The organism is Citrobacter sp. MGH106 (genome assembly GCF_001037495.1).
GTDB classification, from domain to species: Bacteria; Pseudomonadota; Gammaproteobacteria; order Enterobacterales; family Enterobacteriaceae; genus Citrobacter; species Citrobacter murliniae.
Genome location: NZ_KQ089822.1, coordinates 3729450 through 3745066 on the forward strand (window position 1 = coordinate 3729450; position 15617 = coordinate 3745066).

Genomic DNA, 15617 nt, shown 5'->3' on the forward strand with positions numbered 1-15617 from the left:
GCGACGCGCTGGCCAGTTCGTTTGGTTAGCGCTCACGCCTGATTTCAGTGGATAAGTAATATGGATATCGTTGGCAGACAAAACTTACGTCAGATGTGGGACGACCTGGCCGGGGTGTACGGAGATAAAACGGCGCTTATTTTCGAATCCTGTGAAGGAAACGTTCGACAGTTTAGTTATGCCTCGCTTAATGAAGAGATTAACCGCACGGCAAATCTTTTTCATTCCCTGGGGATCCGCAAAGGCGATAAGGTCGCATTGCATCTGGATAACTGCCCGGAATTCATTTTTTGCTGGTTTGGGCTGGCAAAAATTGGCGCCATTATGGTACCGATTAATGCCCGCTTACTGGGAGAGGAAAGTGCCTGGATCCTGCAAAACAGCCAGGTCAGTCTGCTGGTCACCAGCACCCAGTTTTATCCCATGTATCGCCAGATAAAGTTGGAAAATGAGACTCCGCTCAATCACATCTGTTTGATTAGCGATCATGTTCCAGCTGACGACGGCGTAAGTCACTTTTCCGACCTGAAAAACCAACAGCCAGCAACGCTGTGTTATGCGCCTGCGTTATCCACTGACGATACGGCGGAAATCCTGTTCACCTCAGGAACCACCTCGCGTCCCAAAGGGGTGGTCATTACCCACTATAACCTGCGTTTTGCTGGCTACTACTCCTCCTGGCAATGCGCCCTGCGCGACGATGATGTGTACCTGACGGTGATGCCCGCCTTTCATATCGACTGCCAGTGTACGGCAGCAATGGCGGCATTCTCTGCAGGCAGTACCTTTGTTCTGATAGAGAAATACAGCGCCCGGGCCTTCTGGGAGCAGGTACGTAAATATCAGGCGACGGTTACAGAATGCATTCCGATGATGATCAGAACATTGATGGTGCAGCCCGCTGCATCCACGGACAAGCAGCATCATCTGCGCGAAGTGATGTTCTATCTCAATTTATCGGTACAGGAGAAGGATGACTTTATCGCACGGTTTGGCGTCAGACTCCTGACCTCCTACGGCATGACAGAAACGATTGTCGGCATTATTGGAGACCGTCCGGGGGATAAACGACGCTGGCCCTCTATTGGGCGAGTGGGCTTTAGCTATGAAGCAGAAATCCGCGACGATCAAAACCGTCCCCTACCCGCCGGAGAAATTGGCGAAATCTGTATTAAGGGCGTACCGGGTAAAACGATCTTCAAAGAGTACTATGCACAACCGGATGCGACGGCCAAAGCGCTGGAGCCTGAGGGTTGGCTGCATACCGGCGATTCAGGTTACCAGGATGAAGATGGTTTTTTCTATTTCGTCGACAGGCGCTGCAACATGATTAAACGCGGTGGAGAAAATGTCTCCTGTGTCGAACTGGAAAATATTATCTCCGCCCACCCCAAAATTCAGGACATCGTCGTTGTCGGTATTAAGGACTCTATCCGTGATGAGGCGATTAAAGCTTTTATCGTACTGAATGAAGGTGAAACATTAAGCGAAGCAGAATTCTTCAGCTTCTGCGAACACAATATGGCGAAATTTAAGGTTCCCTCTTTTATGGAGATACGAACCGACCTGCCGCGTAATTGTTCAGGAAAAATAATCAAAAAAAATCTGAAATAACCCCTCTGGCGGGAATTCCTCCTGCCGGGAAATCTATACCCAATAGATTTCGAGTTGCATTGAGACGGCAAGTCCGCTCATCCCAGGAGCATAGATAACTATGTGAATTGGGTGAGCGGGCGCAGCTAACAAAAATGCAGCCTGAAAAACGAAGGGTATATTTTTGGAGATGAACTATGAGTGAATCATTACATCTGACCCGCAATGGCCCGATTCTGGAAATTACGCTGGACAGACCAAAGGCGAATGCCATTGATGCCAAAACCAGTTTTGAAATGGGAGAGGCTTTTCTTAATTTCCGTGACGATCCTGAATTACGCGTGGCTATCATCACCGGCGGCGGAGAGAAATTCTTTTCCGCCGGTTGGGACTTAAAAGCGGCGGCAGAAGGTGAAGCTCCGGATGCTGATTTTGGTCCTGGCGGCTTCGCCGGTTTAACCGAAATTTTCGACCTCAACAAGCCTGTCATAGCGGCAGTAAACGGCTATGCCTTTGGCGGTGGTTTCGAGCTGGCACTGGCTGCGGACTTTATCGTCTGTGCAGAAAACGCCAGCTTTGCGCTGCCGGAAGCGAAGCTCGGTATTGTGCCTGACAGTGGCGGAGTGCTCCGTTTGCCCAAGCTGCTGCCACCGGCTATCGTCAACGAAATGGTGATGACCGGCAGACGGATGAGCGCCGAAGAAGCTCTACGTTGGGGGATCGTAAACCGTGTCGTCAACCAAAGCGAGCTTATAGACAGTGCGCGCGAACTGGCACAACAGCTGGTGAATAGCGCCCCACTGGCTATCGCAGCGCTAAAAGAGATTTACCGTGCTACCAGTGAAATGCCAGTAGAAGAAGGCTACCGCTATATCCGCAGTGGTGTGCTGAAACACTACCCGGCGGTGTTGCACTCTGAAGATGCGCTTGAAGGTCCGCAGGCGTTTGCCGAAAAACGCGATCCGGTGTGGAAAGGTCGTTAATGTTGTCATGCCGGATAGGCTTCGCTTATCCGGCCAACAAATACCGTATACCGCCATCCGGTAAAAATAAGGAATATCGTGAGCTATTACGCTTTTGAAGGTCTTATCCCCGTGGTACACCCGTCTGCTTATGTTCATCCCAGTGCTGTGCTGATTGGCGATGTAATTGTCGGTGCGGGTGTCTATATTGGCCCACTCGCTTCACTGCGCGGCGACTATGGTCGTCTGATCCTTGAAGCAGGCTCCAATCTGCAGGATAGCTGCATCATGCATGGATACTGCGACACCGATACCATTGTGCATGAGCACGGACACATCGGACACGGCGCGATCCTGCACGGCTGCGTGATTGGTCGCGATGCGCTGGTTGGCATGAACAGCGTAATTATGGACGGTGCCGTGATAGGCGAAGAAAGCATTGTCGCCGCCATGAGCTTTGTTAAAGCAGGATTTACTGGCGAACCAAGGCAATTACTGGTTGGGGCACCCGCCCGGGTAATACGAGAAGTGACGGATCAGGAATTGCAGTGGAAGCGAATGAATACCAGGGAGTATCAGGATCTCGCTGTGCGCTGTAGGGCTGGGTTACATGAAACCCAGCCGTTAACGCAGGTCGAAGAAAACCGTCCACGCCTCAAAGGCACAACGGAGGTAAAGCCCAAAACGGCTTCCTGATGGTGCCGGATAAGCATAAGCACCATCCGGCAAAGAAAAGATTACCGACGCATACTTTTTGACAGCATCATCTGCCATTTCTGCTCGCGATTAAGCTCACTAGGGGGAACAGCCGACATCCGTGGCGTTTTCCCTACACTCACTCTTTTTTCCTGCAGACCGTGGCTCAATCGGCTATAAAGCTGAGGATCAATTCTCACAACTTTCACCAGGCGCTGACACTGACATCCGCGACCAGCAAGCTGATTAGGGATCATCTTAACTTCACAAACAATTTCACTCACTTCCGAAAGAATATAAGAGAGCGTATTAATCGCTTTGCAATGTTCAATATCGAAATGACGGGAAATTTCTTTTGCCGTCACCCAACGATCTTCTGCCATAATCCAATCGGCAATTAACAAATAAAGCGGTCTTTCAACATATTCTTCACACATAAGCGCACCATTTCACAAATTAAAAATCTGGCTACGGCTTGTCCAAAATTAATAAAAACAAAGCCATATTAAAATTGTGTATATAAAGGATAGTATGCGACTTGAATGTTGATTAGTGTGAGCAACATCGCGCTTATTACATTGAAAATGTGGTTATGGAATTCTATTTATCCAGGAATGACCTGATAGAGCAAAAAAAAACGGCTCCTTTACAGAAACCGTTTCGAATTATATTTAAAGTCCGCTTAACGCAATTATCACCGGACCATCCAGATATTATTTATTGATCTGCGCGTGCATTTCCTGAACAGACGTCACCTTCTCTGTGGCATCCGCATTCAACGCCATCGCCGTGGCAAAACCACCGTTCAGGGTGGTGTCATAATGCACTTTGTACTGCAGCGCACTGCGACGAATCAGCTTGGAATCCTCAATCGCCTGACGACCTTCCGTGGTGTTGATGATGTAGGTGTATTCGCCATTCTTGATACGGTCCTGAATGTGCGGGCGACCTTCATGCACTTTATTCACCAGACGCGGGTTAATCCCGGCCTCCCCCAGAACAATCGCTGTACCGTGCGTGGCATCCAGCTCAAAACCAAACTTCAGCAGTTTGGCCGCAAGGTCGACGACGCGCTCTTTGTCGCCTTCGCGAACAGAGAGTAAAGCGCGGCCCTGTTTTTTCATGGTGGAGCTGCTACCCAACTGTGCCTTAGCGAACGCTTCCGCAAAGGTGCGGCCAACGCCCATCACTTCACCGGTAGAGCGCATTTCTGGCCCTAAAAGGGGGTCAACGCCCGGGAATTTGTTGAACGGCAGCACCACTTCTTTTACCGAGTAGTACGGTGGGATAACTTCTTTGGTGACGCCCTGCTGTGCCAGCGTTTTACCTGCCATCACTCGTGCAGCCACTTTCGCCAGCGGAACCCCCGTCGCCTTCGACACAAACGGTACCGTACGCGCCGCACGCGGGTTGACTTCAATCAGGTAGACTTCGTTATTCTTCACCGCAAACTGGACGTTCATCAGACCACGAACCTGCAGTTCGAAGGCCAACTTTTGCACCTGCTGGCGCATTACATCCTGAATTTCCTGGCTCAGCGTGTAGGCTGGCAGGGAACATGCTGAATCACCGGAGTGAACGCCAGCCTGTTCGATGTGTTCCATGATGCCACCAATCAGCACCATTTCGCCGTCGCAAATAGCATCCACATCCACTTCTACCGCGTCATCCAGGAAACGGTCCAGAAGTACCGGCGCGTCGTTGGAGACGCTAACTGCCGTCTGGAAGTAGCGACGTAAGTCGGCTTCGTCGTAGACGATTTCCATCGCGCGACCGCCGAGAACGTAGGATGGACGCACCACCAGCGGATAGCCAATCTCTTTCGCCTTCTCAACTGCTTGTTCGATGGCGGTGACGGTGGCGTTCGCGGGTTGTTTCAGTTTCAGACGGTCAACCGCGTGCTGGAATCTTTCACGGTCTTCTGCACGGTCAATTGCATCCGGGCTGGTGCCGATAACCGGCACACCTGCGGCTTCCAGCGCACGCGCCAGCTTCAGCGGGGTCTGGCCGCCGTACTGGACGATGACACCTTTTGGTTTCTCGATGCGCACGATTTCCAGCACGTCTTCCAGAGTTACCGGCTCAAAGTACAGACGGTCAGAAGTGTCGTAGTCGGTAGAGACAGTTTCCGGGTTACAGTTAACCATGATGGTCTCGTAGCCGTCTTCACGCAGTGCCAGCGAAGCATGTACGCAGCAGTAGTCGAATTCAATACCCTGACCGATACGGTTCGGACCACCACCCAGGACCATGATTTTGTCGCGATCCTGCGTTGGGTTCGCTTCGCATTCATCTTCATAGGTGGAGTACATATAAGCGGTATCGGTGGCAAATTCTGCGGCGCAGGTATCTACACGCTTATAAACCGGGTGCAGATTATACTGTTCGCGCAGCTTGCGGATTTCCGCTTCGCGCACGCCCGCCAGTTTTGCCAGACGCGCATCGGCAAAGCCTTTACGCTTAAGAGCACGCAGGAAGTCAGCATTGAGCCCGTTGATGCCAAGCTCCGCCACTTTTTCTTCCAGACGCACCAGTTCTTCAATTTGTACCAGGAACCAGCGGTCGATGTTGGTCAGGTTGAAGACACCATCGACGGACAGGCCTGCGCGGAACGCATCGGCGATATACCAGATACGCTCAGCGCCCGCATCTTTCAGCTCACGGCGAATCTTGGTCAGCGCTTCCGGGTCATCCAGGCTCACTTTAGGGTCGAAACCGGTAGCCCCCACTTCCAGACCGCGCAGTGCTTTCTGCAAAGATTCCTGCTGGGTGCGACCAATCGCCATCACTTCACCAACAGATTTCATCTGAGTAGTCAGACGGTCGTTGGCGCCGGCGAATTTCTCGAAGTTAAAGCGTGGGATTTTGGTCACGACGTAGTCGATAGACGGCTCAAAGGAAGCCGGAGTACGACCGCCCGTGATGTCATTCATCAGTTCGTCGAGGGTATAACCGACCGCCAGTTTTGCCGCCACTTTCGCAATCGGGAAACCGGTCGCTTTTGATGCCAGCGCCGACGATCGAGAAACACGCGGGTTCATTTCGATAACAATCAGACGACCATTTTTTGGATTCACCGCAAACTGGACGTTAGAACCACCGGTTTCCACGCCGATTTCACGCAGTACCGCCATCGAGGCGTTACGCATGATTTGGTATTCTTTATCGGTCAGCGTTTGCGCCGGAGCTACGGTGATGGAGTCACCAGTATGGATGCCCATAGCGTCGAAGTTTTCGATGGAGCAGACGATGATGCAGTTGTCGTTTTTATCACGTACCACTTCCATCTCGTACTCTTTCCAGCCAATCAGCGACTCATCAATCAGCAGCTCTTTGGTTGGGGAAAGATCCAACCCGCGTTCGCAAATTTCTTCAAACTCTTCGCGGTTATAAGCGATACCGCCACCGGTGCCGCCCATGGTGAAGCTAGGCCGGATAATGCACGGAAAGCCAACATCAGCGGCAACCGCGAGCGCTTCTTCCATGGTATGTGCGATACCAGAACGCGCAGTGTCGAGGCCGATTTTCTTCATCGCGATATCGAAGCGACGGCGGTCTTCAGCTTTATCAATCGCATCCGCCGTTGCCCCAATCATGGTCACACCGAATTCAGCCAGTACGCCCTGACGCTCAAGTTCCAGTGCACAGTTCAGCGCAGTCTGGCCGCCCATGGTCGGCAGTACCGCATCCGGGCGTTCTTTTTCGATAATCTTACGCACAACTTCCCAGTGAATCGGCTCGATGTAGGTAGCATCGGCCATTTCCGGGTCGGTCATGATGGTTGCCGGGTTGGAGTTTACCAGAATAACGCGGTAACCCTCTTCACGCAGGGCCTTACATGCCTGCGCACCGGAATAGTCAAACTCACACGCCTGGCCGATAACAATCGGACCCGCGCCCAGAATCAGGATACTTTTTATGTCTGTACGTTTTGGCATGGCTCTATTAACTCCTGATTATTTCGCGGACTGACGGTAAAGCTCAATTAACTCGATAAAGTGGTCGAACAGCGGCGCAGCATCATGCGGCCCCGGACTGGCTTCCGGGTGGCCCTGGAAGCTGAACGCCGGTTTATCAGTGCGGTGGATACCCTGAAGGGTGCCATCGAACAGCGATTTATGCGTTACGCGCAGGTTTGCAGGCAGCGACGCTTCATCCACCGCAAAGCCGTGGTTTTGTGCAGTAATCATCACGGTGTTGTTATCAATATCTTTAACCGGATGGTTGCCGCCGTGGTGGCCAAACTTCATCTTGATAGTCTTAGCACCGCTCGCCAGCGCCAGTAGCTGATGGCCGAGGCAGATGCCGAATACCGGAATATCGGTTTCGAGGAATTTTCCAATCGCGTCGATAGCGTAGTCGCACGGAGCCGGGTCACCAGGACCGTTGGACAGGAAAATACCGTCCGGATTCATCTTCAGTACTTCCTCTGCGGAGGTCTTCGCCGGCACCACCGTCAGGCGACAGCCGCGATCCACTAACATGCGCAGAATATTGCGTTTAGCACCAAAATCATAAGCCACAACATGGAACGGGAGTTCATCTGCAGATTTCGCTTCTGGCAGGTCACCTGCCAGCGTCCAGCTCCCCTGCGTCCAGTTGTAAGGCTCCGCAGTGGTGACTTCTTTCGCCAGGTCCATTCCGTTCAGGCCTGGGAAGGCTTTCGCTTTTTCCAGCGCCAGAGCTGCATCCGGGTTATCCCCTGCAATGATGCAGCCATTCTGTGCGCCTTTTTCACGCAGCAGACGAGTCAGCTTACGGGTATCAATATCGGCAATCGCCACAATGTTGTGACGCTTCAGGTAAGAAGAGAGGTCTTCAGTATCGCGGAAGTTGCTGGCAATCAGTGGCAGGTCGCGGATGACCAGACCTTGCGCATGTACCTGAGAAGATTCTGCATCGGCTTCATTGGTGCCGACATTGCCGATATGGGGATAAGTAAGAGTGACGATTTGGCGGGAATAGGAAGGATCAGTGAGGATTTCTTGATAACCGGTCATTGAAGTATTGAAAACGACTTCCCCAACCGCCGAACCTGTTGCCCCTATGGCCCGACCGTGAAACTGGGTTCCGTCTTCCAGAACCAATAGCGCTGACTTAATCAAAACACCCTCCAGAGAATATTCACTCACTTTATTTGCATATTAATTCATTAAGACAGAATGAATCAATGCAAATTTGCTTACCTATGGATTTCTGGCAAACGGCGGCATTCTAGAGACAGCCCAGCTAAAAGTCTACCCAAAAGGGCAATTTTTATTATTATTTTACGCAACTGGAATGAAACATGCGATTTAACAGGCAAAAAGATCAGCTAAGTGGGGGTGGAAAACGCTTGCGGAACTTATCGAGCGTGAAAAATAGCTTACACATGAAAAAAAGTAGACCATTTGGTCAAAATTTACATTTAATCTACAAAATACTGTAGGTAAATGTTTCAAATTAATCAACTCAGGACAAAAACACACAAAAACAATCAAAAATAAAAGGGCAATAAAATATTGCCCCATGTAATCAACTAATTATGATTACAATAACCACATCACGAAGGATAAATAATGCCTATAAACTGCGTAAATCAAGCACATCACGCATGTCAAAAAGACCATTTGACTTAGATTTAAGCCAGATGGCCGATCTCACCGCTCCATTAGCAAACGTCATACGGCTGGAAGCCTTGTGCGTAATCTCGATACGTTCGCCAATATCAGCGAACATCGCGGTATGTTCCCCGACGATGTCCCCTGCACGCACTGTGGCAAAACCAATGGTGCCAGGTACACGTTCACCGGTGTAACCTTCACGGCTATAGACAGCGCAATCTTTGAGATCTTTATCCAGTGCCCCGGCAATCGCTTCTCCCATCGCCAGCGCTGTGCCTGACGGCGCATCTACTTTATGACGGTGGTGGGCTTCGATGATTTCAATGTCGGTGTAATCACCCATCACTTTCGCCGCTTTTTCCAGAAGCTTCAGCATGACATTGACACCCACGCTAAAGTTAGCGGCGAATACAATGCCAATCTCCTGAGCAGCATCATGAATAGCTTGTTTGCCTGCATCATCAAAGCCAGTCGTCCCAATAACCATCCCTTTTCCATGCTGGCGACAAAATGCCAGATGCGTCAAAGTGCCTTCCGGGCGAGTAAAATCGATAAAAATATCGAAATCATCTTTGATCGCCTCAAGGCTACTCTGCACAGTAACGCCCGTTTTCCCGGCTCCTGCCAACTCTCCGGCATCGCTACTCAGCAAGGATGAGCCTTCACGCTCCAGCGCCGCGCCCAGCTGTACGCCATCCATGCCGAGGGTGGCCTGAATCAACTGACGCCCCATGCGCCCCCCGGCTCCCGCGATGGCAACGCGGATTTGTGCATCATGCATAGCTATTCTCTTTTGTTAATTTCACGTAAATCATTTTCAGATTAACCAGCGCATCGCTGCGCCGCCAGCCGAAAACGTCGATAATTAGAATTTAATGATAAACAGGGAGAGATATCAGTAAAAGACATGACACTACGGAAAAAGCAGCGTCATATCGTGCAGAAATCAGGGGGCCAGCGCCAACACGTGAGCAACCCACTGTTGAAAACCTTCAACGTTCAGATCCAGCGCCACCTGTGCATTTGCCGGTTGACCAAGTCGTCCTTCAATATCCACCACCGTCGTACCCGACGTGTATTCACCCTGCGTTTCTACTGCCACAAAGCACGGCTTCATTGTGAACAGATCCGGATGCACCAGCCAGGCAATGGCGCAGAGATCGTGCATACGCAGCCCTGTATTCATGCTACTACTGCGGTAATGACTGAACAGCGCATGCAGCATTTTCCCGGTCTGGTTCAACTCAGGCAATGTCGCCAGATAATCTGGTGCGAGTACTGCCTGATTAGTAACATCCAGCCCGCACATCACAATCTCCAGCCCACTCTGGAATACTTTTGCTGCCGCTTCAGGATCGATAGCAATATTAAACTCCGCATTTGGCGTAAAGTTTCCCCTACCCGCGGAACCGCCCATGATCACCAGACGACGAATATTGAACGCACATTCCGGATAGTGCATCAGCAGCAATGCAATATTAGTTAACGGACCAATAGCAACCAGGGTGAGGGGTTCAGGAGAGCTCATCAATGCATCACGGATCACCTGAAAGGCGGGTTTTACTAGCGGCTGACGGTTATGTTCGACAAACTCATATCCTTCCATACCGGACTCACCGTGTACAGAAGCCGCGTCGCGTAGCGGTCGCAGCAACGGCATTGATGCCCCTTGTGCCAGCGGGATATCCGCATTCCAGAAATGTAGCAGTTGTAGCGCGTTACGAGTGGTTTTTTCCACAGAAACGTTACCTGCCACCGTGGTCATCAGTTGCAGATCCAGCTCAGGGGCAAACAGCGCGGCGGCTATAGCAGCGGCATCATCAATGCCGGGGTCGGTATCAAGAATGATCGGTAAGCGCATGGTTTCTCCAAAAAAAATGCCAGACGTTAAGTCTGGCATCTTCTCATAATAGATAAGTGAAAGTTTTACTCTACTTCACGAACATCCACACGCAGCTCTTTAGGCACTTCGAAAACAATGTTCTCTTCACGTCCTTCCAGCGGAACAGGTTCCCCGCCGCCAAACTCCTGTAGGCGAGTAATCACGTTCTGCACCAGGATATCCGGTGCAGAAGCTCCGGCGGTGACACCCACGCACTTCGCCTCTTTCACCCACAATTCCTGGATATCGGTCGCATCGTCGATCAGGTATGCCGCTTTGCCCATACGCTGCGCCAGCTCGGCCAGGCGGTTGGAGTTAGAGGAGTTTTTTGAACCGACCACCAGTACCACATCCGCTTGTTCCGCCAGCGCACGAACCGCTTCCTGTCGGTTAGTGGTGGCATAGCAGATATCGTCTTTACGCGGTCCGACAATTTTCGGGAAACGGTTACGTAGCGCGTCAATCACATCAGATGTGTCGTCCACTGAGAGCGTGGTTTGCGTCATAAACGACAGCTTCGCTTCGTTTTTAACGTCCAGCGTCCACACATCATCTGGTGATTCAACCAGATACATTCCCCCTTGCGGGTTGCTGTACTGCCCCATTGTGCCTTCGACTTCCGGGTGCCCGGCGTGGCCGATCAGGATCGACTCTTCACCGCGACGGCTGGCTCGCGCGACTTCCATATGCACTTTCGTCACCAGCGGACAGGTTGCATCAAACACCGTGAGGTCGCGACCCTTCGCCTCATTACGTACTGCCTGAGACACTCCGTGAGCTGAGAAAATCAGGATCGCGCCATCTGGCACTTCGCTGATTTGTTCTATAAAAATAGCGCCGCGCTCGCGCAGACTATCCACCACATAGCGGTTATGCACCACTTCATGGCGGACATAAATCGGCGCGCCGTAAATGGCCAGCGCGTTTTCTACAATGCTGATAGCGCGGTCTACGCCAGCGCAAAAACCGCGCGGGTTGGCCAACAGGATCTGCATTTTACGCCTCCAGTGCCGGTTCGACTTCCAGCACTTCAATATCAAAATGAACGGTATGCCCGGCCAGCGGATGGTTGAAGTCAACCGTGATTGAATCACCATTGATTTCGCGGATCACACCCGGCATCTCACTGCCGTCCATTGCGGTAAAGAGCATGATAGCGCCAATTTCTGGCTCACCTGCGTCCATAAATTCCCGACGCGAGAAATACTGAATTAAGTCCGGGCTTGCCACACCAAAGGCGGCGTCCGGCTCCAGAGAAAAAGTGGTTTTATCACCCTCTTTTAACCCCAGAAGATGTTGTTCCAGTCCTTCAGACAGAGAACCATCGCCCAGGCGGAACAGCGCAGGCTTACCGTTATTGCGGGTTGACTCTGCGGTGGAGCCATCGTCGAGCTTTAAGGTGAAGTGCACCAGCACCGCACTGTTACTCTGTACTGATTTAGACATGCAGATTGCTCTTTAAAATTGCTGCCGCCTGTTTGCCCGGTAGCGCTAAGCAAGCCGGGCAAACAAGGATCGCGATATATTACACGCCGGATAAGCATAGCGTTATCCGGCATTTTTTTATGCGGCTTTTTTCTCTTTCGAAGGTAAGAAGCCTTCCAGGACAATCAACGCAGCGCCAATACAAATCGCCGTATCAGCAAGATTGAATGTCGCGAAATGCCAGTCACCAACGTAAAAGTCGATCATATCGACCACGAAACCATGCCACAGTCGATCGAACAGGTTCCCCAGCGCGCCACCAATGATTAGCGCATAGGCAATGTTGTTCAGCTTCTGCGTCGCCTTCGAGCGATACATCATCACCGCCAGAATGACACAAATACCAATCGCGATACCGGCGAAGAACCAGCGCTGCCAGCCACCGCTGTCGGCTAAGAAGCTAAACGCAGCGCCATAATTACGCGCATAGTGCAGATTAAGCGACGGGAATAGCGACACCGTATCCCCCAGAGCAAAGTTCTGGAGGATCAGGTATTTGCTGCCCAAATCGATAATCAGCACGACTACCACCAGCCATAGCCAGCGTAGCCCAGTTGAACAAAGAGGCTTACTCATCAGGCAAACTTACGTTTTTCGCCATCACCGGCGATGTTGCTGACACAGCGTCCGCAGATTTCTGCGTGTTCCGCCACCTGACCGACGTCGGTGGTGTAATGCCAGCAACGCGGGCACTTCTCACCTTCGGCTTTGCTCAGTACGATTTTCAGACCTTTGAGCAGTTCGCTCTGCTGAGCATCAGCAGGTGCTTCTGCATAATCCGCAACAATCGCGCCAGAGGTCAACAGAACAAAGCGTAACTCTTCGCCCAGTGCGGTCAGCTTCGCAGCCAGTTCTGGCTCAGCATACAGGGTGACTGCCGCTTCCAGAGAACCGCCCACTTTCTTATCCGTACGCGCCTGCTCGATAACCTTGTTCACTTCGCCACGCACTTTCAGCAGTTCGTCCCAGAATGCGTCGTTCATCGCTTCAGTATCGGCCAGACCAAACAGACCTTGGTACCACTCACCGGTGAAAACATACTTCTCGCGATCGCCTGGCAGGTAACCCCAGATTTCATCGGCGGTAAAGGACATGATTGGTGCCATCCAACGGACCAGTGCTTCTGCGATATGGAACAGCGCAGTCTGGCAACTACGACGCGCCACGCTGTCCGCTTTCGCGGTGTACTGGCGGTCTTTGATGATGTCGAGATAGAACGAACCCATTTCAACGGAGCAGAAGCGCATCAGGCGCTGCACGACTTCGTGGAAGTCATAGGCTTCGTAGGCTTTCAGGATCTCGTCCTGTGCCGCTTGTGCACAGCCCACAGCCCAGCGATCCAGCACGACCATCTCTTCCGGTTTCACCATGTCTTTTAGCGGATCAAACCCGTTCAGGTTCGCCAGCAGGAAGCGAGCGGTGTTACGGATACGACGATAGCTGTCAGCAGCACGTTTCAGGATTTCGTCTGAAACCGCCATTTCGCCGGTGTAGTCAGTAGATGCCACCCACAGACGCAGAATATCCGCACCCAGTTTGTTCATCACATCCTGTGGGCTAACGGTGTTACCGATGGACTTGGACATCTTGCGTCCCTGACCATCAACGGTGAAACCGTGGGTCAGTACCTGACGGTATGGCGCTTTGCCCTTCATTGCGGTGGAAATCATCAGCGAAGACATGAACCAACCGCGATGCTGGTCAGAGCCTTCCAGATACATATCTGCCGCGTGACCAGAAAACTCAGGGCGCACATCAACCACGGATGAATGGGTTGACCCGGAATCGAACCATACGTCCAGCGTATCCGGTACTTTGACATACTGGTCAGCTTCGTCACCGAGGATATCTTTTGGATCGAGATCCCACCATGCCTGGATGCCGTCGACTTCAACGCGTTTGGCAACTTCTTCCATCAGTTCGATGGCACGCGGATGCAGTTCTTCTGTGTCTTTGTGAACAAACAGAGACATCGGCACACCCCACGTACGCTGACGGGAGATACACCAGTCAGGACGGTTGGCAACCATTGATTCGATACGCGCCTGACCCCAGTCCGGGATCCACTGTACACCTTTGATCTCTTTCAGCGACTGCGCGCGCAAGCCTTTCTGATCCATGCTGACGAACCACTGTGGTGTTGCACGGAAGATGATCGGAGACTTGTGACGCCAGCAGCAAGGATAGCTGTGTTGCATCTTCTCAACGTGCAGCAGTGCGCCTTTTTCAGTCAGCAATGCAACGACGATATCGTTGGCTTTGAATACGTTAACGCCATCCAGCGTTGGATAAGTACCTGGCAGATAAGTGCCGTCCGGACCAACCGGGTTAGCCACTTCCAGTCCATATTTCTGACCAATGACATAGTCGTCAGGACCATGGCCTGGCGCGGTATGCACCGCACCGGTACCCGCATCCAGCGTCACGTGATCGCCAAGGATTGCCGGAACATCAAAGCCCATAAACGGATGGGTAAAACGCAGCAGTTCCAGCTCAGCGCCTTTTACTGTACCAAGGATGCTGTACTCAGCGGCGCCAATACGCTGCATTACACTTTCAACCAGGTCTTTTGCCAGAATCAGGGCCTGACCGTCAATCTGCACCAGCGCATAATCAAAATCAGGTGCCAGAGAGATAGCGCGGTTAGCCGGCAGCGTCCACGGAGTGGTAGTCCAGATGACCAGAGAGATCGGGCCGTTGACATCAGAAACGCCAAACTTCGCTTTCACCGCGTCAGGGTCGGCAGCGTGGAACGCCACGTCGATAGACGGGGACGTTTTGTCGTAATATTCAACTTCCGCTTCCGCCAGTGCAGAACGGCAGTCTACGCACCAATGCACCGGTTTCGCACCTTTGTGCAGGTGACCGTTGCCGATGATTTTACCCAGCGCGCGAATGATGTTGGCTTCGGTTTTGAAGTCCATCGTCAGGTACGGATGTGACCAGTCGCCCAGCACGCCAAGACGGATAAAGTCTTTACGCTGGCCGTCAACCTGCGTTGCGGCATATTCACGGCATTTGGCACGGAACTCTGCGGCAGTGAACTTCTCTCCCGGCTTACCAAATTCCTGCTCTACTTTCAGCTCGATAGGCAGACCGTGGCAGTCCCAGCCCGGAACGTAAGGCGAGTCATATCCCGTGAGTCCTTTGGACTTCACGATAATGTCTTTCAGAATCTTGTTTACAGAGTGACCAATATGAATGCTGCCATTCGCATAAGGAGGGCCATCATGCAGAATGAAGGTTTTTTTGCCTTTTTTAGCCGCACGAATGATGCCGTACAGGTCATCATCAGTCCAACGCGCCAGCATTCCCGGTTCACGCTTGGCGAGATCGCCGCGCATCGGGAACCCTGTTTCCGGCAAATTCAGGGTTGATTTATAGTCACTCATCAGA

Annotated in this window: 12 protein-coding genes; 3 read left to right on the plus strand and 9 right to left on the minus strand. The window is 51.9% G+C overall.

Features of this window, described 5'->3' with window-relative positions; all coding sequences use genetic code 11:
• The first annotated feature begins 60 nt into the window (after positions 1-60).
• The 3 genes from caiC to caiE all read left to right on the plus strand — a co-directional run bounded on the left by caiC (position 61) and on the right by caiE (position 3251).
• Positions 61-1614, plus strand: a complete 1554-nt coding sequence (gene caiC, locus SK36_RS17415) for a crotonobetaine/carnitine-CoA ligase (RefSeq protein WP_048222077.1) — start codon at positions 61-63, stop codon at positions 1612-1614.
• Between the two features lie 176 nt (positions 1615-1790).
• Positions 1791-2576: a crotonobetainyl-CoA hydratase gene (caiD, locus tag SK36_RS17420; protein ID WP_048222078.1), complete on the plus strand. Its 786-nt coding sequence runs from the start codon at positions 1791-1793 to the stop codon at positions 2574-2576.
• Between the two features lie 78 nt (positions 2577-2654).
• Positions 2655-3251, plus strand: coding sequence for a carnitine operon protein CaiE (caiE, locus tag SK36_RS17425; RefSeq protein ID WP_045439644.1), 597 nt, complete (start codon positions 2655-2657; stop codon positions 3249-3251).
• Between the two features lie 41 nt (positions 3252-3292).
• On the opposite strand, the gene caiF is transcribed toward caiE, so the two are convergent.
• The 9 genes from caiF to ileS all read right to left on the minus strand — a co-directional run bounded on the left by caiF (position 3293) and on the right by ileS (position 15613).
• A complete protein-coding gene (gene caiF, locus SK36_RS17430; protein WP_045439642.1) occupies positions 3293-3688 on the minus strand; it encodes a carnitine metabolism transcriptional regulator CaiF in 396 nt (131 codons plus the stop codon).
• Between the two features lie 276 nt (positions 3689-3964).
• Entirely contained in the window at positions 3965-7189 is a 3225-nt protein-coding gene (gene carB / locus SK36_RS17435; RefSeq protein ID WP_045439640.1) for a carbamoyl-phosphate synthase large subunit, read from the minus strand.
• An 18-nt stretch (positions 7190-7207) separates the two neighbouring features.
• On the minus strand, positions 7208-8356 hold the full coding sequence (gene carA, locus SK36_RS17440; RefSeq protein WP_045439637.1) for a glutamine-hydrolyzing carbamoyl-phosphate synthase small subunit: 1149 nt from the start codon (positions 8354-8356) through the stop codon (positions 7208-7210).
• 457 nt (positions 8357-8813) lie between these two features.
• Positions 8814-9635, minus strand: a complete 822-nt coding sequence (dapB, locus tag SK36_RS17445) for a 4-hydroxy-tetrahydrodipicolinate reductase (protein WP_048222079.1) — start codon at positions 9633-9635, stop codon at positions 8814-8816.
• A 165-nt stretch (positions 9636-9800) separates the two neighbouring features.
• The gene (rihC, locus tag SK36_RS17450) at positions 9801-10715 is read right to left on the minus strand and encodes a ribonucleoside hydrolase RihC (RefSeq protein WP_048222799.1); all 915 of its coding nucleotides are present in this window, start codon (positions 10713-10715) and stop codon (positions 9801-9803) included.
• Positions 10716-10780: 65 nt separating this feature from the next.
• Positions 10781-11731, minus strand: a complete 951-nt coding sequence (gene ispH, locus SK36_RS17455) for a 4-hydroxy-3-methylbut-2-enyl diphosphate reductase (RefSeq protein ID WP_045439631.1) — start codon at positions 11729-11731, stop codon at positions 10781-10783.
• 1 nt (position 11732) lies between these two features.
• Positions 11733-12182, minus strand: a complete 450-nt coding sequence (fkpB, locus tag SK36_RS17460) for an FKBP-type peptidyl-prolyl cis-trans isomerase (protein WP_045439628.1) — start codon at positions 12180-12182, stop codon at positions 11733-11735.
• Between the two features lie 117 nt (positions 12183-12299).
• Positions 12300-12797 (minus strand): signal peptidase II, encoded by a 498-nt coding sequence (lspA, locus tag SK36_RS17465; RefSeq protein WP_045439619.1) that lies wholly within the window; start codon positions 12795-12797, stop codon positions 12300-12302.
• Positions 12797-15613 (minus strand): isoleucine--tRNA ligase, encoded by a 2817-nt coding sequence (gene ileS, locus SK36_RS17470; RefSeq protein WP_048222080.1) that lies wholly within the window; start codon positions 15611-15613, stop codon positions 12797-12799. Before ileS ends, lspA begins: the two co-directional genes overlap by 1 nt.
• Positions 15614-15617 lie beyond the last annotated feature (4 nt).